Below are 22,988 nucleotides of genomic sequence, written 5' to 3'. Positions count from 1 at the left end.
ACCCCCCGAAACCGCCCGCGGAGGAAACCCGGGCGCCCGGCGGACGCGGACGGCGAGGCGCCGCGCCCCGCGGCACCCGGGTCCCTCAGGCGAGCTGGCGCTGGTGGCGCTGGCGGGCCTCCAGGGCCATGGCGTGCTTGACCAGGGTCACCAGGACCCGCACGACCGAGTTGCGCTCGCGGGCGTCGCAGTAGACGACCGGGACCTCGGGGGGCAGGTCCAGGGCGTCTCGCAGTTCGTCCGCGCTGTAGAACGCCTCGGGGTCGAACTCGTTGACGGCCACCACGAAGGGCAGCCGGTACTGGCGCTCGAAGTAGTCCAGCGCCTGGAAGGTGTCCTCCAGGCGGCGGGTGTCGGCGAGGATCACCGCGCCCAGAGCGCCGCGCACCAGGTCGTCCCACATGAACCAGAAGCGTTGCTGGCCCGGGGTGCCGAACAGGAAGAGGGTCAGGTCGGTGTCCAGCGAGATACGGCCGAAGTCCATCGCGACCGTGGTGCTCGTCTTGTCCGGGGTGTGGGAGAGGTCGTCCACGTCCGCGCTGGCGGTGGTGACCGCGGCTTCGGTGCGTACGGGTGGGATCTCCGAGACCGCGCCGACGAACGTGGTCTTGCCGACCCCGAAGCCACCGGCGACGATGATCTTGGTGGACAGCCCGGTGGATGCGTGGTCGTGGTTCGTGCTGTTGGCTGGATCGATCACAGTTAGTCCTAGCGGGAGTGCCGGGCCGGAGGGGCGACGGGGCTCGCACGACCCGGTCCTGAGGGGTACGGGACTCGTCGGCGTTGGCACCGCCGCGAGAGGCACCGTCCCTGGAACCTAACACCGGACGGCCGATGGTTAAGGCGTTTCCGGGCACTGGTGCAACAGAACACACCTGGGGAACACGTGGGGTTCTCGGGCCGGGGCAGCGTGGGGAGCCACGGGTGCCCTGGCGGCCCCGTGGCGGTGAGTCCCCTGCCCGGGACTGACCGTGACAAGGTAAGCACACACCTGTACCCCGGAGGGGCGACTTTACGACATTGTGAGCGGCCGTTTTCGGCCGCTTTCGGCCGCGCCAATCCCTGTCCGCCGCGCGCCCCGGAGTCTACGGTGGAGACAGGGCCCCCGCACTGGCACGTGCGGTCGCGGAGAAGACTCCTGGCACGAGGACGCGACCCCTGCGCGGGAGCCCCGGCCTCGTCCCGGGGTGGGCGACCGCCCGTCGACGTCTCACTCTTCGGCGTCGACCGGTCGGCACCCCCGGTCGGTGCCTCGGCGCCCCACCGGCCCACAACCGTCCACGTGGGCCGGTGGCGGCCTTCGGGGCCGTGTCGCCTCCGGAACTCCGCCGCGCCTCGGCCCGGGCGTCCTTCCGGACGCGGGAGCCCCGCGGGCCCGGACGACCCCCGACGGCCGGGACCCGACCGGACACACCGCGGAACGGCCCGTCCGGAGGCCGGGGCGAAGGCGTACCCGCCCCCGCCGGCCGCGTTGGACGTAGTATGGGCTGGCCCTTCCCCGTGTGACCCGCCCGCGCACGCGCGTGCTGCGGGAGACGAGCCGCGGGGGCCAGCGAGTCCGACACGAAACTGTGAGCCGAGAACCCCACATGTCCGATCAGCGCGTCGTCCGCCCCACTCCCATCAGCGGTTTCCCCGAGTGGACCCCCCAGGTCCGGGCCGTGGAGCAGCGCTGGCTGGACCATATCCGCGCGGGGTTCGAGTCCTTCGGCTTCGCGTCGGTGGAGACCCCGAGCGTGGAGAACCTGGACGTGCTCATGGCCAAGGGCGAGACCTCCCAGGAGGTCTACACCCTGCACCGCCTCCAGGCCGACGCCAAGGACGACTCCGACGCCAGGCTCGGACTGCACTTCGACCTGACCGTGCCCTTCGCGCGCTACGTCGCCCAGCACTTCAACGAGCTGTCCTTCCCCTTCAAGCGCTACCAGATGCAGCGCGTGTGGCGGGGCGAGCGCCCCCAGGAGGGACGCTTCCGCGAGTTCACCCAGTGCGACATCGACGTCATCAACGTCGACTCCGTGCCGCTGCACTTCGACGCCGAACTGCCGCGCATCGTGCACCGGGTGCTCAGCGGCCTGGACATCCCCGCCTGGACGCTCAACGTCAACAACCGCAAGGTGCTCCAGGGCTTCTACGAGGGCCTGGGCATCAAGGACCCCGTCGCGGTCATCCGCGCCGTGGACAAGCTGCACAAGATCGGCGACGAGGGCGTGCGCGCGATCCTGCTGGAGGAGGGCCTGTCCGAGGACCAGGTCGCCCCGTGCCTGGAGCTGGCCCGCGTGCGGGGCACCGGCGCCGACGTGGCCGACCGGGTCCGCGCGCTGGGCGTGTCCTCGGCCCTGCTCGACGAGGGCCTGGAGGAGCTGGGGTTCGTCCTGGACGATCTGGCCGACCTGCCCGAGGGCGCCGTCGTCGCCGACCTGTCCATCGCCCGCGGCCTGGACTACTACACCGGGACGGTCTACGAGGCCTCCTTCGACGACGACCCCGGTTACGGGAGCATCTGCGCGGGCGGCAGGTACGAGGACCTGGCCGGGCAGTTCATCCGCAGGCGCCTGCCGGGCGTGGGCATCTCCATCGGCCTCACCCGCATCTTCGCCAAGCTCGTCGCCGAGGGGCGGATCCGGGAGGGGCGGGTCTGCCCCACCGACGTGATGGTCGTGGTGCCGAGCGCCGAGCGCCGCCGGGAGGCCCTGCGCACGGGTGAGCTGTTGCGCGGGCGCGGGTTCAACACCGAGGTGTTCCACTCCACCGCCAAGGTCGGCAAGCAGATCCAGTACGCCGCCAAGAAGGGCATCCCCTTCGTGTGGTTCCCGCCCTTCGGCGAGGACGGCGCGCACGAGGTCAAGGACATGGGCTCGGGTGAGCAGGGGCCGGCCGACCCGTCCACCTGGTCCCCGGAGAAGGCGGAGTAGCCCTCCCCGTCCGCCGGGAGTCCGCACCGCGGCCGGCATGGGCGGTTTCCGGCCGCTCGTGCCGGAACCGGCCATTCGGGGGACAACTCCGGCCCCCGGGTGCGACACTGGGAACAGCGTTCCCCGCTCCGCCGCGCCTTCCACGGGCGCGGCGGAGCGGGCCTCCGCCGCCCTGGGGCCGTGCGTGGACTGAGCCTCAGCCGCTGGGGTTTGTCGGGGTGCCCGCGGGGTCCCCGTGCCCCGGGCTCCCGAACACGGACCGAAGCGCGGCGGAGGTCCCACACAAGCACAGGCTAGTGATCGAGGCCATGTCCCCTCCCCGCCACAACCTGCCCCTGTCCGCCGGCGAGTTCGTCAGCTTCGTCGGCCGTGAGCGCGACATCGTCGACCTGGGCCACCTCCTGGCCAACTCCAGGATGGTGACCCTGACCGGCACCGGCGGCATCGGCAAGACGCGCCTGGCCCTGCACCTGGCCGAGCGGGTCATGCGGCGTTTCCCCGACGGGGTGCGCTTCGTCGACCTGAGCGAGGCCAACACCCACGACCAGGCGCTGCGCGCGGTGGCGGTCGGCCTGCAGGCGGTGGAGGACGACGCGCGCACGATGACGGACGCCATCATCACCTCGCTGCGCACCCGCAACCTGCTGCTGCTCCTGGACACCTGCGAGCACGCGGTGGGTCCGATGGAGCAGCTGTGCCGGGCGGTGCTGCGCGACTGTCCGCGGGTGCGCATCCTGGCCACCAGCCGCCAGCCGCTGCACGTGCCGCAGGAGAGCATCTGGCGCGTGCCCCCGCTGTCCCTGCCCGCGCGGCCCACCCCCACCGACCCCTACGCCGCCGACCCCGCGCCCATCCCCCGGCGGGACACCCAGCGCTACGAGTCGGTGCGCCTGTTCGTCACCCGGGCGCACGCCGCGCGCTCGGGGTTCGAGATGACCCGGGAGAACTCCGGCTACGCCGCGGAGATCTGCCGCATGCTGGACGGCATGCCGCTGGCCATCGAGCTGGCGGCCGCCCGGGTGCGTGTGCTGTCGGTACAGCAGATCCTGCGCCGCCTGGACGACCGCTTCCAGCTGCTGACCAGCGACGGCTCCGAGGACCTGCCGCCGCGCCAGCGCACCCTGCGCGCGGTCCTGGAGTGGAGCCACGACCTGCTCACCGAACCGGAGCGGCTGCTGCTGCACCGGCTTTCGGTGTTCTCCACGTGGTACCTGGAGGCCGCCGAGGACGTGTGCTCGGGCGAGGGCGTCGACCCCTCCGACATCCTGCGGCTGCACTTCTCCCTGCTCGACAAGTCGCTGGTGGTGATGGACGCCGAGATCGACGGCACCACGCACTACCGGCTGACCGAGACGGTGCGCGCCTACGCCGCCGAGCGCCTGGCCCAGGACGGGGGCCGCGACCAGCGCTGGGAGAGGTACCTGCGCTTCTGCGTCACCCGGCTGGAGGAGTGGGCCAAGGCCTGCTGCGCCCCCCTGGCCTGGAACGAGCGCCTCGCGCAGCTGAGGCTGCTCGACCACCACCGGGAGAACCACGCCCGGGTGGTGGACTGGGCCCTGTCGCGGGGCCGCGTGGACGAGGCCCTGCGGGTGTGCGTGGCGCTGCGCCCGTACTGGATGGTGCGCGACCTGGCCGCCGAGGGCAGCCGCGTGCTGGAGCGGGCCCTGGACACCGACCCCGACGGCCAGTCCCCGCACCTGCGGGCGCGCGCCCTGGCGCTGCACGCCGAGCTTCGGCTGGACCTGGACACGGTCCCGCGCGTGCGCCAGCTGGCCACGTGCGCCCTGGAGGCCGCCCGGGCCTGCCGTGAGGCGGGGGCGGCGGCCTCGGCGCTGGCGACCCTGGCGGCGCTCGCGCTGCGCACCGGCACGCCCGAGGAGGGGCAGCGGCACGCCGACCGGGCCAGGGCCTGGGTCGCCCGGTCCGGCGACCCCATCACCGAGGCGACCACGCTGGAGGTGATGGCGCGGCTGGCCCGCCGCCGGGGCGAACCGGATCTGGCGGGCGGGTACCTGGAGCAGAGCATCGCGCTGGCGCAGGACCTGGGCGACCGGTGGAGCGTGGCGCGCTGCCTGCACGGCCTGGGTTCGCTCGCGGCCGAGCGGCGGGACTTCGAACGGGCGCGCGAGCTGTTCACCGAGGCGCTGTCGGTCTTCGGGGAGCTGGAGGCCGCTCCGGCCACCGCGCACTGCGCCCGGGACCTGGGCCGCCTGTACCTGTCCCAGGACGAGACCCTCCTGGCCCGCGAGCCCCTGGCCACGTGCCTGCGGGTCAGCTTCACCTCCGGCCAGCGGATCGCGGTGGCGCGCGCCCTGGAGGCGCTCGCGGACCTGGCGCTGGCCGAGGAGGAGGCGGAGCGTGCCGCGGCCCTGGCGGGGGTCGCCGCCGACCTGCGCACGTCGTTGGACCGGCCCTCTGCGGAGACGCTGCGGCTGCGGTCGGCGGCCGAGCGCGCGGTGGGCGGGGCCCGCACCGCCGAGGCGTGGAGCGCGTGGCGCGCCCTGCCCCTGGAGCAGGTGCTCGACCGGGCGCTGGCCTTCCCGCGCCCCGCCTCCCCCGGCCCCTCGGGACCGGACTCGCTGACCCCGAGGGAGAGGGAGGTGGCCGAGCTCGCCGAGCGCGGCCTGTCCAACCGGGAGATCGCCGAGCGGCTGACCATCAGCCAGGCCACCGCGGCCCGACATATCGCGAACATCTTCAGAAAACTCTCGATTTCGTCGAGGACGCAGTTGACCGGCTGGGCTTCCTCTAGGGACGGTGGGTAACAGGCCCCGCCGGGCCGGGAAGCACTTGCACAGTGCGCGTGCACCCGCTAAGACAGGAACTCCAGGTACCACCCGCCCACCCGACCACGTCCGCCCTGCCTCCCTTCCCCCGTTCCTGGTGACGACCTCCTCCGACCACCCCTACATGTGAAGGCCATGGCACCTTTGACCGCGCCCGCGCGGCACAACCTCCCCCGTCCGGGCACCGGATTCGTGGGCCGCGAGCGGGACCTGAGCGATTTGCTGCGCCTGCTCGACTCCAGTCGTTGCGTCACACTGAGCGGAACCGACGGGATGGGCAAGACCCGTCTGGCCCTGCGTCTGGCCGAGCAGTCCACCGTGTCCTTCCCCGACGGGGTGTGGATGGCCGAGCTGACGGACGCGCGCACGACGCTGGAGGTCTACGCGCGGGTGTGCGCCGCCGTGGGGGTGGTCGAGGAACCCGGACAGCCCCTGGCGGCCACGGTGACCGAGGCGCTGCGCGACCGCCGCCTGCTGCTGGTGCTGGACGCCTGCGAGCACGTGGCCGAGGAGGTGGTGGAGGTCGGCGAGGCCCTGCTGTCCGCCTGCCCCGCCGTGTCGATCCTGCTCACCAGTGAGGACCCGATCCGGCTGACCGGCGGAACGGTGTGGCGGGTGACCCCGATGGCGCTGCCGCTGCCCGCGCGCAAGGGGCCGCCGCCCGACCCCTCCGGTTCGGAGGCGGTGCGCCTGTTCCTGGACCGCGCCCGCACGCGCGACCCCCGTTTCTCGGTCTCGCGCGAGGAGTTGGAGACCGTCACGGAGCTGTGCGACATGGCCGGGGGGATCCCGCTGGGCATCGAGGTGCTGGGCGCGAGCGCGCCCGACGCCGGGCCCAGGACCCTGGCCCGGAGCCTGCGCGCCTACCTGGACTCCCCCGCGGCCCGGCCGGGCCCGGGGCAGGCGGTCTCGCGGATCCAGATGCTGCCGCTGGTCCTGGACTTCGTCTACGGCGAGCTGCCGGAAACCGAGCGGACGCTGCTGCGCCGCCTGTCGGTGTTCCGCGGCTGGGACCTGGAGCTGGCCGAGCAGGTGTGCGCCGACGAGGCACTGCCGGAGTCGTCCATCCTGGACCTGGTGACGTCGCTGCTGAACCGTTCGCTGATCACCGTGACCGGTGAGTTCGAGGGACGCGTGCGCTACCGGATGCCCGAGGCGGTGCGGCGGTTCGCGCACGCCCGGCTGGCCGCCGAGGGCGAGGCGGAGCTGTTCCAGGAGCGGCTCCTGGAGCGGATGATGGTCCTGGTGGAGGACCTGGGCCAGAAGCTGGAGTCGAGCCGGTCCATGCCCTGGAGCGAGCGCGAGTCGGGCCGCCAGCGGGTGATCGCCGAGTACGACACCCTGCGCTCCCTGCTGCGCTGGTCGCTGGACCACGGCGCGGCGGAACCCGGGCTGCGGCTGTGCGTCAGCCTGGTCGCGCACTGGGTGAGCCACCAGTGCTACGCCGAGGGCGCCCAGTGGATGGACCGCCTGCTGGAATCGGACGAGTCGGCCAAGGCCGCCTCGCGCGCCCGTGCCCTGGTGGGCCGGGCCCAGCTGGCGCGGGTGCAGCGCGCCCACGCGCTGGCGCTGGCACTGGGCGAGGAGGGCCTGCGGCTGTGCCGCGAGGCCGGGGACGACGTGTTCGTGCGCACCGCGCTGAACCTGCTCGCCCTGGTGGAGGTACGCGACCGCGTTCCGGACCAGGCCGCGGTGCGGGTGGAGGAGGCGCTGCGGCTGTGCCGTGAGGCGGGCGACCTGTGGGGCGAGGCGATCGCCCTGGGCACGCGGGCCGCCCTGGTGGCCCAGCAGGGCGACCACCCCACGGCCGACCAGCACTACAACGCCGCGCTGACCCTGTTGCGCGGCATCGACCACCGGTGGGGCGTGGGCGTCACCCTCATGGGGCAGGCCTGCACGGCCGAGGCCAGCGGTGACCTGCTGACGGCGGACCGCTGCTACCGGGAGGCGCTGGACACCCAGCGGCTGATCGGCGCCGCGGCCGAGGAGGCGCGCTGCCTGGCCGGGATCGGCCGGGTGGCGCACGCCCTGGGCTCCACCGGGCAGGCCTACGACTACCTCAGCGAGGGCCTGCTGCTGAGCCACTCGACGGGGCAGCGGGCGGACGCGGCGCGCGCCCTGACCGCGATCGCGCGGGTGGCCTTCGCCGCGGGACTACGCGAGCCCGCCTGCCGCCTGGTGGGCGCGGCGGCGAGCGCGCGCCAGCGGCTGGGGCTGTCCACGCACCCGGCTCCGTGGCCGTTCGGCGGTACGGAGGACACGCGTCGGCGCCGCCGCCACCTGGTGAACTGGTGGGAGCGGGGCCGGGGCCTGAGCCTGTCGGAGGCGGTCCGCGAGGGCGAGCGCCTGGTCGAGGAGGGCCGGCGCCCGCAGCCGCGCCGCGGAGCCCAGAGCCAGGCCAGGAGGCCGCAGCGGGGGCGGGGAACCCGGCAGGGGCCGCCGCCCGCACCCGAGTCGGTCACCCCCGAACAACTGCTGACCCGGCGCGAACTGGAGGTGGCCCGTCTGGTGAGCCGCGGGGAGAGCAACCCCGAGATCGCCCGCACGCTGTTCATCACGCCGTCGACCGCCGCGCGGCACGTGGCCAACATCAACCGCAAGATGGGCTTCCACTCGCGTACCCAGATCGCCTCCTGGCTGCGCCTGCACGGGACCTCGGACTGACACCCGTCCCTTCTGCCCGTTTGCGTACGGATCACGGCCTCCACAAGCTGGTACGAGCTGAATCTACATATGCATGTGCATAGCAATATGCATGTGCATCTGACTGTGAACGCGCTAGGCTTCAAGCCATGGGACACCACGTTCGTGGCACCGCGGTGGCACGTTCGCACGGGTCCCGTGAACGGCCGTCGAGACCCGGCCGCAGGACCGGTTCCGTGACGGCCCGTCAGCCCCGGGGAGGTTCTCGGGGCCGGTGGAAGACCGCGTCGGCGCGGAGTGCGTCCTGGGGAGGGAGACCGCATCCGCCGACCGGAGCGTCGCTCCCGGGTTCGCCACGTGGAGGGGGCGTGACGAACCCGGGCGACGGTGCCACCGACGGATGGGCGAACTGGGGGTACGCATGGGGGTAGGACTGTCTTCAGGAACCGGACGACCGGGGCGCCACCTACCGCGCCGCGACGACCCGATCGGCTCGCTGACCGGAGGCCTGTACGAGCGGCTCCGGCTGCGCACCGGGCGCGGTGGTTCGATCCGCGGGGCGGGGCACCGGGTGGACGCCCTGTCCTTCGCCGCCACGGTGGAGCAGGCCGCCGCCGGGCTCAGCCGCCGGGGCATGTGCTTCGGCGACGTGGTGGGGGTGCTGGCGCCGGTCTCGCCCGACCGCTTCCTGGCCACCTACACGGTGATGTCCGTGGGCGGGCGGGCGCTTCCGCTGTCGACCGCCTCCGGCGCCGACACCCAGTGCGCCGTGCTCGCCGAGACCGACGCCCGCCTGCTGCTGGTCAGCGAGGAACTGGTGCCGACCGCGCTGGAGCTGGCGGAGCACTCCAGGGTGCGGCAGGTGATCGCCTTCGGTCACGTGCTGGGGACGACACCCTTCGAGGAGCTGCTGCAGCCCAGCCCCGACGGCAGCGGGTACAGCCCCACGCGCGGACTGTTCGACAACGGCATCCTGGGCTACGAGCACACCAGCGCCGGGCTGCTGACCACCCTGTACCCGCACAACCACCTGATGGCGCGCTTCTCGGAGCTGCGCGAGGCGCTGGATCTGACCGCCGACGACGTGGTGGCGGTGGACGAGCGGGGCGACGAGGCCACCCGGGTGGCGCTGGTGGCGCTGGCCCTGTGGACGGGTTCCTGTGTGCTGACCGGGGCGGACTGCCCTCCCCCGGAGGGACGCCAGGTGACCGTGCACTGCGCCCCCGAGCCGGAGCGAATCGCGCGGCCCCGGGTGCTGTGAGCCCGGCGGGGGTCCGCGGGACCGGCGCGGGGCGGGCCGTCGGGGGCGGTACGGAGGGGGTGCCGGGTCCGGAGCACCGCGGGTGGCGGCGGGGGAGGCGCGCCGATCGGCGCAGGGCCTGCGGAGTCGTGGCCGCCCGTCCGGGTGGACGGGGCCGTTCAGTCCTCGACCGCCAGCTCGGCGGTCGGGACCTCGGCGTCGGCGCCGGGCGTGTGGTCGTCGATCTCGAACCAGGCCACGTGGGCGGCGTCGCTCCAGTACTCGCCGCTGCGGGTGGCGCAGCTGTCGACGATGAGCTTGCCGCGGCCGAAGTCGTCGCCGTCCTCGCGGGTGTGCAGGCCCTCGCCGTCCCGGGCCCCCTGGTCGGCCACCGCCACCCGCAGGCGCCCGGCGTCGGAGCGGATGAACAGCGTCATGACCCCGCCGCTCTGCCCCGAGCGCGAGTGCAGCAGGGCGTTGGTCGCCAGCTCGCTGACCGCCAGCTCGGCGTCGTCCAGAGCGCTCTCGGAGTGGCCCGTGCGGGCGAGGAAGTTGCGGACGCGGGCGCGGATGGAGCGCACCGCGGTCAGGTTCCCGGCGCAGCTCCACACGGTGTGGTCGGTGACCCCGCCGGTCCACTCCGCCGCCTCGATCGGCGGTGTGGTCGCCGCCGCACTCTCCGGTACTTCCGCGGGCACGTATTCCCGGAGTTGCCTCGCCTCAGCCATCCGGTCACTCCAATCACCCGCGACGAGCGCGGGTTGCGCCGCCTGCACTCACCTTAGACAAGGGTGTGCTGGCTCCAGAACAGCACACCCGAGTTCCCCCTGCCCGGGATTGGCGCCAAAACGCCGTCACGTGTCATCCCCGATGTGGACAAAGGAAACAGTCCGGACTCCAGAGTCGCCCATGTGAGGTGTAACACGTTGGCAATGCGCGCTCCGAAGCGGCTTTTTCGCTGACAGTGCGCTGAAGAGGAACGATAATCGTTTCCATACCGGGCCGCGCCCAGCCCGTCCCGTGTCCGGACCGGGCCCTCGCGCGGACCCGTCCACACACCGACGGAAGGGCTCACATGAAGATCGCGTTCGCGGGCAAGGGCGGCAGCGGCAAGACCACTCTCTCCGCGCTGTTCACCCGCTACCTGGCCGCACAGCACGTGCCCGTGGTGGCCATCGACGCCGACATCAACCAGAACCTGGGCGCGGCCCTGGGCCTGGACGGGGAGCGCCTGGCCCGGCTCGTCCCGCTGGGCGCGCACCTGCACGAGATCAAGGAGGTGCTGCGCGGCGACAACCCGCGCATCCACTCCGCCGAGGCGATGATCAAGACCACTCCCCCGGGCCGGGGGTCGCGCCTGCTCACGGTGACCGGTGACAACCCGCTGCACGCCCGCTTCGGCGTCCCCGCCGCGGGGGCCACGCTCATGGTCACCGGCCCCTTCGCGGAGGGCGACCTGGGCGTGTCCTGCTACCACTCCAAGGTGGGTGCGGCCGAGATGTACCTCAACCACCTCGTGGACGGCCCGGGCGAGTACGTGGTCGTGGACATGACCGCGGGCGCCGACTCCTTCGCCTCGGGGATGTTCACCCGCTTCGACATGACCTTCCTGGTCGCCGAGCCCACCGTGCGCGGGGTGGGCGTCTACCGCCAGTACGCCGAGTACGCCCGCGACCACGACGTGGCCATCCGGGTGATCGGCAACAAGGTCCAGGACACGGCGGACGTGGAGTTCCTGCGCGAGCACGTGGGCGAGGAGCTCTCGGGCTGGATGACGCACTCGGGGTTCGTGCGCGCGATGGAGAAGGGGCGCCACCCCGAGCTGTCGGAGCTGGAGGAGGACAACGTCAAGGCCCTGGCCCTGATGCGGGACATGGTGGACGGCGCGCCCAAGGACTGGGAGAAGTTCACCCGGCAGTCGGCGGAGTTCCACCTGCGCAACGCGCGGGCCTGGGCCAACGAGGCCAAGGGGGCGGACCTGGCCGCCCAGCTGGACCCCGACTTCCTCATGGGCCCCACCGCCCTCGCCTCCTGACCCGGTCCGCGCGACGGGCCTCAGGGCACCGCGGTCGGGCGGCCCCGCCCGGGCCCGGCGGGACTCAGCCCGCCAGGTCGGGCTGGGGCCGGCGCACGCGCGCCGGGGTCAGGGCCAGCAGGGCCCCCAGGCCCAGGGCGGATGTGGCGAACAGGGCGGCGCCCATGGGCACGGCGGTGCTCTCGTCCAGTCCCACCAGCGGGGCCACGGCCGCGCCGAAGAGCGGGGACAGCGCGCCCAGCAGCGCGCTGGCGCTGCCCGCGCGACGCTCCTGCCCGTGCATGGCCAGCGCGAAGGAGCCGGTGAGGATCACCCCCATGCACGTCATGTACACGAAGATGGGCGCCACCAGGGTGATCAGCGGGCCGTCCAGCAGAGTCGCCGCGAGCAGGACCCCGGTCGCCGCCGTGGCCGCGGTCACCGCGCCCACCAGCAGGCGGCGCTCACCGAACCGGGGGCCGAAGCGGCCCACGGCCCAGCTCCCGGTGATGATGGCGGCGCCGTTGACGCCGAACAGCACCCCGAAGACCTGCGGGGACACCCCGTGCAGGTCCTGGTAGACGAACGGCGTCCCGGCGACGTAGGCGAAGCTGCCGCCGTGCACGAGGCCGACCACCAGGGCGTAGCCGAGGAAGGAGCGGTCGCGCAGCAGCGCGCCCATCGTGCGCAGGGTGCCGCCGACCGTGCCGGGGATGCGCCGCTCCGCCGGCAGGGTCTCCTCCAGACGCAGGGCCACGGTGAGGGCGATGGCCGCGCCGAGCAGCGCCAGGGCCAGGAAGATCGCCCGCCACCCCGCGAAGGGGGGCCAGAGCAGGGCGCCGCCCGCGACCGGCGCGACCAGGGGCGCCACCGCGTTGATCACCATCAGGAGCGCGAAGAACCTGGTCAGCTCGGCTCCGTCGAACACGTCGCGCACGACCGCGCGGGAGAGCACGACCCCGGCCGAGGCGGTGATCCCCTGGAGGAAGCGCGCCGCCGCCAGGACGGTGATGTCGGGGGCCAGCGCGCACAGCAGCGAGGAGAGCACGAACAGGACCAGGGAGGCGACCAGCGGGCCGCGGCGCCCCCGGGCGTCGCTGATCGGGCCGACGACCACCTGGCCCACGGCCAGGCCCACCAGGCAGGTGGTCAGGCTCAGCTGCACGTGGGAGGCGCTGGCTCCGAGGTCGGCGGCGATGTCGGGGAAGCCCGGCAGGTACATGTCGACGTTGAGCGGCCCCAGGACGGCGAGCATGCCGAGGAGGAGGGCCAGGCCCAGGCGGGCCCGGCCGGTCGGGTTGTGCTGCATGGCGCTCTCTCGTCGGGGGTGGAGGGCGCTGCGCGCCGCTGACCTCCGGCCAGGCTAACCGGGGCTCCCTCCCGATCCGGCTCCCCGGGCGCGGGACTGACACGGGTTCGTCAGAAAGCGCCCGGCTCGGGGCGCGTGAGACGGGTGGGGCGGTGCCTCCGGGGCGGCGAAGGGCGGGGCGGGCTAGAAGAGCACCGACATGACCTCGCCCACCTGGCGGAAGCCGACTCTGCCGTAGGCGGCGCGGGCCGCCGTGTTGTAGTCGTTGACGTAGAGGGTCACCCGCGGGGCGATCTCCGCCAGCGCGTACTCGACCACCGCCGCCATCCCGGCCGTGGAGTGGCCGCGTCCGCGCAGGTCGGGGTGGACCCACACGCCCTGGACCTGGCAGGCGTGCTGGGTGACCGCGCCGATCTCGGCCTTGAACACCACCCGGCCGTCCTCGATCCGCGCGAAGGCCCGTCCGGTGCGGACCAGTTCCTCCACCCGGGCGCGGTAGAGCGCGCCGCCGTCGCCCGAGTCCGGCGGCACGCCGACCTCCTCGGTGAACATGGCCACGCAGGCGGGAACGAGGATGTTGAGCTCGGACAGGCGGACCCGGCGCACCAGGGGGTCGGCGGGCACGGCGGGCGGGCCGCTGATCTCCAGCACGGGCTGGCAGGCGCGGATGGCCCGGGCCGGACCCCACGCGGGGGTGACCTGCTGCCAGAAGTCGCTGACCGCCTCGACCGGCCCGACGATCGAGGAGCAGCGGCGGCCCCGCCAGCGGGCGTGGTCGGCGAAGCTGCGGACGGCGTCCGGACCGGCGTTGACGGGCACCATGTTGGCGCCGGAGTAGCACAGGGCGGTCAGGCGTCCGCGTTCCATGTGTCCCCACACCTCGGCGCCGCTGGGTCCGCCGGAGATACCGGTGGCCATCAGGCGGGAGGCGACGAACACGTTGCCGACGGGGTCGGCGTCCAGGAGCGCGCGGACGGCCTCCCGGTCGCGTTCTCCGAGGATCCGTACCGGCGAGGTTCGCAGCATCGCATCTCCCCCATCTTCCCGGTGCCCTCAGGCGGACGCCGGGGGACGACTGGCTCAGCCTGTTCGCGCCGGTTCCAGACTATTCGACCGCTTGCCCCGCTGTCCCTGGCCGGGCCGGGGTAGCCGCCTCCGACCCGTCCCCGCTCTCCTCGCGCACGGTGTGCGGACTCGGCTCGGGACGCGCCTGGCAGGTGAGGTCGGGGCCCCCGCCCTCGGCGCGCTCGGGCAGCCTGCCGTCCCGGAGGTAGGCGGCCACGGCCTCGTCCACGCAGGTGTTGCCGCCGAGGGCGACCCCGTGGGTGATACCGCCCTCCTCGATCACCAGGGACGATCGGGGCAGGCGCTCGCGCAGGGCGAAGGCTCCCTCCACCGGGGTGGCGCCGTCCTCGGTGGCGTGGACGAGGAGGACGTCCCCGTCGTAGGGGGTGTGCTCCCCGGGGCCGTCGCCGACCTGGAACCAGTCGCCGGAGTCCGCCTCCCAGGTGATGCACGGGGCGTTGTACCAGGTGTTGTTCCACGCCATGAAGGGCGCCTCCCGGTGCGTCTCCCGAGTGTCGGAGCGCCAGGTGTTCCAGTTCCGGGGCCAGTGCGTGTCGGTGCACTGGACGGCGAGGTAGCCCCCGTAGCCGTTGTCGGAGTCGGCGTCGTCGCCGAAGCGCTCGTGCAGGGCGAGCAGCGGGGCGTCGTCCCCGCGGGTGATCCGGGCCGAGAGCGCCTCGGCCACCGCGGGCCAGGCGGAGCCGCTGTAGGCGACGACGATGGCGGCGTTCTCCAGCTCCGTGGGGCCGACGGTGTCCTGGATCGGTGCCCGGCCCAGTTCCGAGCGCAGCGCGTAGTAGGCCGCGGCGACCTCCTCGCCGGTGGTGCCGAGCCCGTAGGCGGCGTCGTGGCGGGCCGTCCAGTCGAAGAAGTTGCGGGCCGCGCGGTCCAGGGCGCGGCTCTGCACGAGGTTGCTCTCGTACCAGGGGTTGTCGGGGTTGACGACGCTGTCCAGGACCAGGGCGCGCACGCGGTCGGGGTAGAGCGCGGAGTAGACGGTGCCGATGTAGGTGCCGTAGGAGTAGCCGAGGTAGTCGAAGCGCTCCAGGTCCAGGGCCGCCCGGATGGCGTCCATGTCGTGCGCGGTGTCCTCGGTGCGGGTGTGGCTGAGCAGGGCCCCGGTGTTGTCCGCGCATGCCTGGGCGTAGTCCATGGCGTCGGCGCGCAGGACGGCCTCGCCGGTGGCGTCGGCCGGCACGGTGCCGGGGCGCACCGGGGTGAAGTACTCGGGATCGCAGGCGATGGCGGGGGTGGAGGCGCCGACGCCGCGCGGGTCGAAGGCGACGACGTCGTAGACCTCGCGCAGGTTCGCGGGCATGCGCAGGGCGGTGTGGGACGCCCAGGCGCGTCCTGCGCTGCCGGGCCCGCCCGGGTTCACCAGGAGCGTGTGGCGGGCCTCGCCGGTGGCGGGGACCCGGGACAGAGCGATCCGGACGGTGTCGTTGAGTCCGTTGACCCGGCCGCCGCCGGAGGTGCGCGCCATGGGCACGGTGAGGGTGGCGCACTCCAGTTCCTCGTCGGCCAGGGGCCGCAGGTCCTCGCAGGGGCCCCAGTCCAGGGCCTTCTGGTCGACCCGGGTGACGCCGGGGGCCGCCTGCGCCGGTGGGGTCTGCGCGGGGGCCGCCGTGGCCAGGGAGGCCAGGACCACCGATGCCGCGACCCAGGTTCGTGCTCGCACTTGTCTGCCCTTCCCCCCGATTTTACTACTCTGTGAATTGATATCACTTCTGAGAGTCAAGAACGGAAGCGACACGGGGTGACACCGAGTGCAGGTGGGCACGCCCGGTAACATGTGCCCAGCCTTGAGTAGAAGCGGACAAAACACACGGAGGCGAAGGGCGTCATGCGGCTCGATCGTGTCGATGAGCGGATCATCGCGATACTCGGCGCGGACGCGCGGATGAGCTTCGCCGAGATCGGCGGGCAGGTCGGGCTGAGCCCCTCCGCCGTCAAGCGCCGGGTGGACCGCCTGGTGGACTCCGGCGCGGTGCGCGGGTTCACGGTGGTGGTCGAGCCCCAGGCCGTCGGGTGGACCACCGAGGCGTTCATCGAGCTCTACTGCCGCGCCCGCACCTCGCCGGGGGAGATCCGCTCCGGACTGGCGGGCTACGCCGAGATCACCTCCGCGTGCACGGTCACCGGGGAGGCGGACGCCATCGTGCAGGTCCGCGCCCGCGACACCCACCACCTGGAGGAGGTCATCGAGCGCCTGGGCGCCGAGCCGTTCGTGGTGCGCACCAAGAGCACGCTGGTGCTCTCACGCCTGGTGGACCAGCCCATCCTCGCCGGGACGGCCGACCTGCCCTGACCGGCGGACGGTCCCGGACGCACGGCGCCGTGCGTCCGGGGCCTCGGCCCGGGAGGAGCCTTCAGTCCTCCGGAAGGGTCACGGGTGCGAGCTCGTCGAACAGGTCGCCCGGCCCCGGGTTGGCGGGGTCGGTGCCGCCGCCGAGGTGGTGTACCACGCCCCACACGGCGTTCAGCGCGGTCTGCACGGCGCCCTCGGCCCAGCCCGCCGTCCAGGAGACGTCGTCCCCCGCCAGGAACAGGCCGCGGTGGCGCTCGGCCAGGTCGTCCTGGTGGAAGTGCGTGAACAGGCGGCGCTGGTAGCGGTAGTGGCCCGGCAGGTTGGCCTTGAAGGCGCCCATGAAGTAGGGCTCGTCCTCCCAGGAGACCGTCACCGGGTCGCCGGTGATGTGCGACCGGATGTCCACGCCCGGGTAGATCTTGGACAGCGACGCGAGCATGACCTCCAGGCGCTCGTTGGCCGACAGCGGCAGCCACTTGAGCGAGTCGTCGCACCAGGTGTAGGACATGCAGATCGCCGCGGGGCCGTCCGGGTCGGAGCCCTCCAGCAGGTAGGTGCCCCGGGTCATGCGGTCGGTGAGCGTCATGCTCATGAGGTCCCGGCCGGTCTCGGGGTCCTTGTCCCGCCAGAACGCGCGGTCCACCGGCACGAACAGCTTCGAGGACTCCATGTAGTGGGTGCGCTCGATGGCGGTCCAGTGGTCGATGGGCAGCAGGTCCTCGTCGCAGTCGATCTTGGACAGCATCATCCAGCTCTGCGCGGTGAACACGGCCGCCGCGTAGGTGCGGGTGGAGCCTCCGGCGTCGGTGACCGTGATGTTGCCCGCGGGCGAGCCCTTGGCGGCCGTGCGGCGCAGCGCGGTGACCGCCGGGCGCGGGGCGCCGCCGTGCAGGGAGGCCAGGGTGGTGCCCTGGGCCCAGTACACGAGCTTGTCCGGGGCGTCCTCCCACAGGCGCAGCGGCAGCTGCTGCACGCCGCCGACGATGCCCATGTGGTCGTCGTCGGCTCCGGTGTAGGTGACCCTCAAAATCTCCAGGATGGAGTTGGGGAAGTCGGTGTCCCAGCCGCCGGTGCCGAAGCCCACCTGGCCGAAGATCTCGCGGTGGCGGAAGGAGGCGAAGGCCGGGGACTCGCACAGGAAGCCGTAGAAGGTCTGGTTGTCGAGCCTGGCGACCAGCTCGTTCCAGATCTCCTTCTGCGTGGCCGCGTCGCGCTCGCGGATGGCCTTCTGCATCCGGGTGTGCTGGGCCCGCTCCAGGGTGGCCTCCCACGCGCGCGCCACCTCGCGGTAGACCTCGGGCAGGTCGTCGAGGGTGGTGGCGTAGTGGCTCCGGCCCTTGAGGTCGACCACGGTGCTGGGGGTGGCCGGGGAGAGCGGGTTGGGGAAGGGCGTGGTGCGCAGCCCGACCCGGTCCACGTAGTGCCAGAAGGCGGTGGAGGAGGGCGGGAAGCGCATGGCGCCCATCTCGGCCACCACGTCGTCGGGGCAGCCCGCGAGCTTCTCCGTACGCAGCCGTCCGCCGATCTGGTCGGCCTCGTAGACCACCGGCTTCAGGCCCATCTTCATGAGCTCGTAGGCGGTGACGATCCCGGACAGGCCGCCGCCGATGACGGCGACCTCGGTGCCGTGCCGCCCGGCCGGGACCTGCCCGAGTCCGGCGGGGTGCGCCAGGTAGGCGTCGTAGGCGAACGGGAAGTCCGGCCCGCACATGTTCAGCGGCGTGCTCTGCTCGGGTGCGGCGCCGGCGGCCGTGGGCACGGCAGACGTCATCAGGCCCCTCCTTCGATGGGTCTCGTCCGGCGGGGAAGCCGGTGCGGTGTCGCGGATGGTGTTCGCGGGGTCGCGGGCCGTCCGGGGTTTCCGGGCGGCCGTCGGGTTCTCGGGGTCACACGGTGAGCGCGCGGTACAGGTCCGGTCGGCGGTCGCACAGGTAGGACTGCTCGGCGCGCACGCGCGCGAGCGCCTCGGGATCGACCTCGCCGACCAGGAGTTCCTCCTCCGCCCCGGCCCGCAGGAGCTCGGAGCCGTCGGGGGCGATCAGCGCGCTGCGGCCCGCGTAGCGCAGGTCGCCCTCGGTGTCGCAGCGGTTGACGTAGGCCAGGTGGAGCTGGTTCTCCAGCGCGCGCACCGGAACGATCCGTTCGGGCACCTCGGTGAAGGGCAGCATGAGCGCGGTGGGCACCACGAGCAGTTCGGTTCCGGCCAGGGCGTGGGCGCGCACGGCCTCGGGGAACTCGACGTCGTAGCACACGAGCAGGCCCACCCGCAGGCCGCCGAGGTCGGCCTGCACCACCGGCTCCGGACCCGGGGTGAAGGCGCCGCGGTCCAGGTCGCCGAACAGGTGCGCCTTGCGGTAGGTGGCCAGTCGGGCGCCGGCGGCGTCCACGAGCTGGACGGCGTTGTACACCGCGTCGCCCGCGCGCTCGGGGAAGCCGTGCACGATGGCCACACCGGTGTCGGCTGCGATCGCGGCGACGGCCCGGCTGAGGGGTCCGTCCGCGGGTTCGGCGAGCCGGGCCAGCGCCGGAGCGCCGATGTTGTAGCCGGTCAGCGACATCTCGGGGCCGACGAGGAGCCGGGCTCCGGCCTCGGCCGCCTCCCTGGCGCGCTCCGCCAGCCGGTCGAGGGCGTCGGCGGGGTCGCCGCTGTGTCCGCTGCCCTGGTCCAGGGCCACGCGCAGGGGTCCGCGTGCCACTCCTCACCTCCGCTTTCTCGGTCGTCTCGGGGCCGGGTCCACTCTAGGCGCACGAAGGCGCCGAAAAACTGCGTTACACCAGAGCGAACGTGCGTATTTCCGCGCTTCCACCACTGTTTCTTGCGTGCGAGCGGAGCGATGCGCGCGAATCAGTGCGCCCTCCCCGAACGCGCGAGGGGGTCCGGGGCATTCCCCGGACCCCCTCCCCGGCCGTGCCGCTAGGAGCGGACCTCGACGTCGGGCACGACCGGTTCGGTCTCCAGCGCGGAGCGGCGCATGCCGTAGCCGAAGTAGACGGCCAGGCCCACGGCCAGCCAGACCAGGAAGGCCGCCCACACGCTCAGCGACATGCTGAACATGAGGTAGGCGCAGGCGAGCACGCCCAGGACCGGGGTGACCGGGGCTCCGGGCACACGGAAGGCGCGCGGCAGGTCGGGCCTGCGGTGGCGCAGCACCAGGACGGCCACGTTGACCAGGGCGAAGGCGAAGAGCGTACCGATGGCGGTGGCGTCGGCGAGCGGGCCGAGCGGGACCAGGGCGGCGAGCACCGCGATGAACAGGGAGGTGATGAGGGTGTTCGCGCGCGGGGTGCCCTTGGCGTCCACCGTGGAGAAGGCCCGGGGGATGAGGCCGTCGCGCGACATCGCGTAGAGGATGCGGGTCTGGCTGTAGAGGACGACCAGGACCACGCTGGCCAGGGCCAGGACCGCACCGGCGGCGAAGATGACCGCCCACACGGGGGTGCCGGTGACACGGGTGAGGATACCCGCGAGGGAGGTCTCGCCGTCGACGAAGCCGGTCCAGTCCAGGGCGCCGACCGCGGCGAAGGCGACCAGGCAGTACAGCGCCGTCACCAGGACCATCGAGAACATGATCGCGCGGGGCAGGTCGCGCTGCGGGTTCTTGGCCTCCTCACTCGCGGTGGAGACCGAGTCGAAGCCGATGTAGGAGAAGAACAGGGTGGCGCCCGCGGCACTGACACCGGCCATGCCCATCGGCATGAACGGGGCGAAGTTGCCGTCCTGGACGGCGGTGATGGCGATGGCCACGAACATCACCAGGATGGCCACCTTGATGGCGACCATGACGGCGTTGACCCGGCTGCTCTCGCGGACCCCGGCGAGCAGGGCGAACATGGAGAGCACGACCACGATGGCGGCGGGCAGGTTGACCACGCCGCCCTCCAGCGGACCGGCGAGCACGGCGCCGGGCAGGGACAGGCCGGTGGTCAGGTACAGCAGCTCGTTGATGTACTGGCCCCAGCCCACGCCCACGGCGGCGACGGACACCCCGTAGGTGAGCATGAGGCACCAGCCGCACACCCAGGCCATGAACTCGCCGATGGTGGCGTAGCTGTAGGAGTAGGCGGACCCGGAGGCGGGGATCATCCCGGCCATCTCGGCGTAGGCGAGCGCGGAGAACAGAGCGGTGACCCCGGCGAGCACGAAGGCCAGGATGACCGCCGGTCCGGCGATGGGGACGGCTTCGCCCAGCACCACGAAGATGCCGGTGCCCAGGGTGGCGCCGATGCCGATCATGGACAACTGCCAGAAGCCCATGTGCCGCCGCAGGCCGCTGGCCTCGCCGTCCTGGGTCTCGGCGACGAGCTTCTCGATCGGCTTGCGCCGGGTGAGGCGCTCCCTCAGCGCGGGCGCACCGCCCGGGCTGGCCAGCCCGCGGCCGCCCGCCGGGCTCTTCTGGTCCACCACGTGTTCACTCCTCGTTTCCGTACATGGGCACACCCGTCCCCCGGAGGGAACACGGTGGGGGCTGGGGGCGCCGGTAGCGGCTGAAAATGCCCTTGGCAACGGTAGCCGCGTTATCTGCGTAACATGACCCACATACATTGCGTTTGTCCGGGCAAAACAGCGGTTTCATGCGTATCGACGCAAAGGAACGCACACTCCTGTGAGTGATGCCACATAAAATCACCCTGCGTGACGACCGCCACGTCGGAGAGCGAACACGCTGGTCACAGGCCCGCGAACACGAAAAGGGGCCGGGAGGCGCCCCTCAGGGCGCCTCCCCGCGTCCTTCGACTTGGGGAGGTCCCTGGCCACCTCGCGCTGGTACGGCTCGACGCACTCGCGGGTCAGGATCACCCCGGATTCGCTGGGCGCCCACTCGGTCTTGCGGCCCTCGTGCCACAGGTCGGTGGCCTCCCGCCTGTCGCCGACCTGCCGGATGTACTCGTCGGGCACGCCCAGGAAGTGCGCGATGACCATCCAGGCGTGGAAGAAGCCGTCGGCCTCCGGCCTCGCCGGAGTCCGCCGTGCGGCCGAGGTTGCTCATGCCCTCCAGGACCTGTACGGAGAAGACCAGGGCGGCCCCGGCGGTGTAGAGCTGGGAGACCGGCGTGCCCATCTCCCCGTAGTTCCACCGACCCGACCGGCGGTGCAGCTCCCGGATGGCCGCGTGGACGAGGCGGACCTTCTGGCAGGTGGGGACGAGCTTGGAGTGTTCGGTGAAGGCGTCGGAGTCGCCCATGCCCATGAACAGCCGCGTGGACTGGGACAGGCGGCGGTGGGGGTTGTCGGCGAGCTGGTGGGTGGAGTGCAGGGTGTAGGCGCCCACCGGGGACAGGTAGGTGCCCACCAGGCCCACGGTGGCCCGCATGGCCGACGCCTCCAGGTGGTGGTGCCGGAAGAAGGCGCGGGCCTGCTGGATCAGACCGCCGTCCATCCAGTCGGGAAAGGCGCGGGTGGAGTCCATGAACTCGCGCAGGACCGCGGGTGCCTGTCGTGGGACGGGTGTGTCCGCGGTACTGATCTGACGGAAGAGCTGGTTGACGGCGTTGACCTGGCCCTCGTCCAACAGCTCCTGGACCACCGCGTCGGCCTTCGGGTCGCCGAGGTCCCTCAGCTCCCGATGGAAGTCGGTGTAGGTCATGGGCGTGGCGGTCTCCTCACGGCGCGGAAGGGGGCGGGGCGCACGCGACCGGAACGCCGCGCTCAGCTCCGCTCCGGTCACGGTGCGCACCCACCGGCGGTGATTTCCACGCCCCGCCACGACAAGCGCCCAGGTCACACCTGGCGTACCAGCTTCGCGGACTTCCCCGCGGCGTCCGCCGGGCTTCTCCCGGAACGACCGTCCTCCCCGTGCTGAGAAGGCCCCGCTGCCCCGTCTGACACGACGAGGGACGGACACAGACGCCGAGGAACTGGCGGGAGATCCGAGCCGAGGTGACCTCCTCGGCCGGGCTCGGCGAGGAACGTGCGCGCGCGGCGCGGACCCGACTGGAGGAGGAAGAGCGCGCCCACCACTTGGCTGAGGTGACAGGCCAACGGGCAGGCGAAGACTCCGAAGAGTCCGGTGGAGCACCAGTCCAGGGCGCTGACCAGAAAGGTTCACCGGGAGTCGGGGCCCTCGCGTCACACCGGAAACGTTTCCGGCCAGCCCGTTAGGAGGCCAGGCGGACGGGCTCCCGCTTGGGGTCGCTGACCATCTTCGGGTCGCGGTCGCGCAGGACCGCGATGATCGGGGAGACGGTGTCCGCGCGCTGGGCCTCCTCGCCCTCCTCGGCCAGCAGCCCGACGATCTGGAAGAAGAGGACCAGGCCGTTCGGGGTGTCCATGGCACGGACCTCGGCGTCGGGGACGATGGCCAGGGAGGTCATGTCCCCGTTCGAGGGCTCGCCGCCGAGCGGGGACGGGGTGACGATCCAGTGGCCCACGTCCAGGTCGGTCCCCGCGAGGAAGCGGTCGGCCAGCGCGTGGAGCACGCGCAGGATCCAGGCGGGGACGGCCTCGTCACCGTCCTCGCGCGGAACACGGCAGGTGAACTCGAAGCCCGAACCGGAGATCCGGGGTTCCCCGCTGGTCTTCTCCCCCAGCTCGGTCAGCCCGAAGGTGACCAGCAGCCAGTGGCCGTCCAGGGGGTAGGCGAGCACCCCGTCGAGCCCGCCGCCCGCATTCCCGTCCGCCGCGAACTGGATGGTCAGCGGCTGCACGTCGGGATACCGCTCCGCCCACTCCTCGTAGATCCGGACGAGTCCGGGCAGCATCTCCAGCAT

16 protein-coding genes are annotated in these 22,988 nt (G+C 72.7%); 6 read left to right on the top strand and 10 right to left on the bottom strand.

Annotated features, from left to right (window positions below; genetic code table 11):
• Positions 1-85 precede the first annotated feature (85 nt).
• Complete coding sequence (locus FYW95_RS13870; protein ID WP_159940841.1) at positions 86-700, bottom strand: GTP-binding protein; 615 nt, start codon at positions 698-700, stop codon at positions 86-88.
• Positions 701-1,589: 889 nt separating this feature from the next.
• Here FYW95_RS13870 and hisS point away from each other — a divergent pair.
• From hisS to FYW95_RS13850, 4 genes are all read left to right on the top strand, one after another.
• Positions 1,590-2,915, top strand: coding sequence for a histidine--tRNA ligase (gene hisS / locus FYW95_RS13865; protein WP_159940839.1), 1,326 nt, complete (start codon positions 1,590-1,592; stop codon positions 2,913-2,915).
• Between the two features lie 308 nt (positions 2,916-3,223).
• Complete coding sequence (locus FYW95_RS13860; protein WP_160050389.1) at positions 3,224-5,680, top strand: ATP-binding protein; 2,457 nt, start codon at positions 3,224-3,226, stop codon at positions 5,678-5,680.
• A 165-nt stretch (positions 5,681-5,845) separates the two neighbouring features.
• On the top strand, positions 5,846-8,365 hold the full coding sequence (locus FYW95_RS13855; RefSeq protein WP_159940923.1) for a LuxR C-terminal-related transcriptional regulator: 2,520 nt from the start codon (positions 5,846-5,848) through the stop codon (positions 8,363-8,365).
• 400 nt (positions 8,366-8,765) lie between these two features.
• The gene (locus FYW95_RS13850) at positions 8,766-9,605 is read left to right on the top strand and encodes an AMP-binding protein (RefSeq protein ID WP_201294849.1); all 840 of its coding nucleotides are present in this window, start codon (positions 8,766-8,768) and stop codon (positions 9,603-9,605) included.
• A 158-nt stretch (positions 9,606-9,763) separates the two neighbouring features.
• Here FYW95_RS13850 and FYW95_RS13845 read toward each other — a convergent pair whose 3' ends face one another.
• Positions 9,764-10,312 (bottom strand): ATP-binding protein, encoded by a 549-nt coding sequence (locus FYW95_RS13845; protein ID WP_159940833.1) that lies wholly within the window; start codon positions 10,310-10,312, stop codon positions 9,764-9,766.
• Between the two features lie 347 nt (positions 10,313-10,659).
• On the opposite strand from FYW95_RS13845, the gene FYW95_RS13840 reads away from it, so the two are divergent.
• A complete protein-coding gene (locus FYW95_RS13840) occupies positions 10,660-11,619 on the top strand; it encodes an ATP-binding protein (protein WP_159940831.1) in 960 nt (319 codons plus the stop codon).
• Between the two features lie 64 nt (positions 11,620-11,683).
• On the opposite strand, the gene FYW95_RS13835 is transcribed toward FYW95_RS13840, so the two are convergent.
• The 3 genes from FYW95_RS13835 to FYW95_RS13825 all read right to left on the bottom strand — a co-directional run bounded on the left by FYW95_RS13835 (position 11,684) and on the right by FYW95_RS13825 (position 15,650).
• A complete protein-coding gene (locus tag FYW95_RS13835) occupies positions 11,684-12,907 on the bottom strand; it encodes a Bcr/CflA family efflux MFS transporter (RefSeq protein WP_159940829.1) in 1,224 nt (407 codons plus the stop codon).
• A gap of 183 nt (positions 12,908-13,090) precedes the next feature.
• Positions 13,091-13,933, bottom strand: a complete 843-nt coding sequence (locus FYW95_RS13830; protein ID WP_159940827.1) for a GNAT family N-acetyltransferase — start codon at positions 13,931-13,933, stop codon at positions 13,091-13,093.
• Between the two features lie 79 nt (positions 13,934-14,012).
• On the bottom strand, positions 14,013-15,650 hold the full coding sequence (locus FYW95_RS13825; protein WP_370462350.1) for an alpha/beta hydrolase: 1,638 nt from the start codon (positions 15,648-15,650) through the stop codon (positions 14,013-14,015).
• A 165-nt stretch (positions 15,651-15,815) separates the two neighbouring features.
• Here FYW95_RS13825 and FYW95_RS13820 point away from each other — a divergent pair, with 165 nt between their 5' ends.
• The gene (locus tag FYW95_RS13820) at positions 15,816-16,280 is read left to right on the top strand and encodes an Lrp/AsnC family transcriptional regulator (RefSeq protein WP_159940823.1); all 465 of its coding nucleotides are present in this window, start codon (positions 15,816-15,818) and stop codon (positions 16,278-16,280) included.
• A gap of 61 nt (positions 16,281-16,341) precedes the next feature.
• On the opposite strand, the gene FYW95_RS13815 is transcribed toward FYW95_RS13820, so the two are convergent.
• The 5 genes from FYW95_RS13815 to FYW95_RS13795 all read right to left on the bottom strand — a co-directional run bounded on the left by FYW95_RS13815 (position 16,342) and on the right by FYW95_RS13795 (position 22,988).
• Positions 16,342-18,051 carry a flavin monoamine oxidase family protein gene (locus FYW95_RS13815; RefSeq protein ID WP_159940821.1) on the bottom strand — a complete coding sequence of 570 codons (1,710 nt, stop codon included), beginning with the start codon at positions 18,049-18,051 and terminating at the stop codon, positions 16,342-16,344.
• 115 nt (positions 18,052-18,166) lie between these two features.
• A complete protein-coding gene (locus tag FYW95_RS13810) occupies positions 18,167-18,976 on the bottom strand; it encodes a carbon-nitrogen hydrolase family protein (RefSeq protein WP_159940819.1) in 810 nt (269 codons plus the stop codon).
• A 218-nt stretch (positions 18,977-19,194) separates the two neighbouring features.
• The gene (locus FYW95_RS13805) at positions 19,195-20,685 is read right to left on the bottom strand and encodes an amino acid permease (protein WP_159940817.1); all 1,491 of its coding nucleotides are present in this window, start codon (positions 20,683-20,685) and stop codon (positions 19,195-19,197) included.
• Between the two features lie 219 nt (positions 20,686-20,904).
• Complete coding sequence (locus FYW95_RS28910) at positions 20,905-21,201, bottom strand: hypothetical protein (RefSeq protein ID WP_370462349.1); 297 nt, start codon at positions 21,199-21,201, stop codon at positions 20,905-20,907.
• A gap of 1,175 nt (positions 21,202-22,376) precedes the next feature.
• The gene (locus FYW95_RS13795) at positions 22,377-22,988 is read right to left on the bottom strand and encodes a suppressor of fused domain protein (RefSeq protein ID WP_159940921.1); all 612 of its coding nucleotides are present in this window, start codon (positions 22,986-22,988) and stop codon (positions 22,377-22,379) included.

Source organism: Nocardiopsis sp. FR4, from assembly GCF_009830945.1.
In the GTDB taxonomy this organism is placed as follows: domain Bacteria; phylum Actinomycetota; class Actinomycetes; order Streptosporangiales; family Streptosporangiaceae; genus Nocardiopsis.
This window is presented reverse-complemented; position numbering and strand designations above follow the sequence as displayed.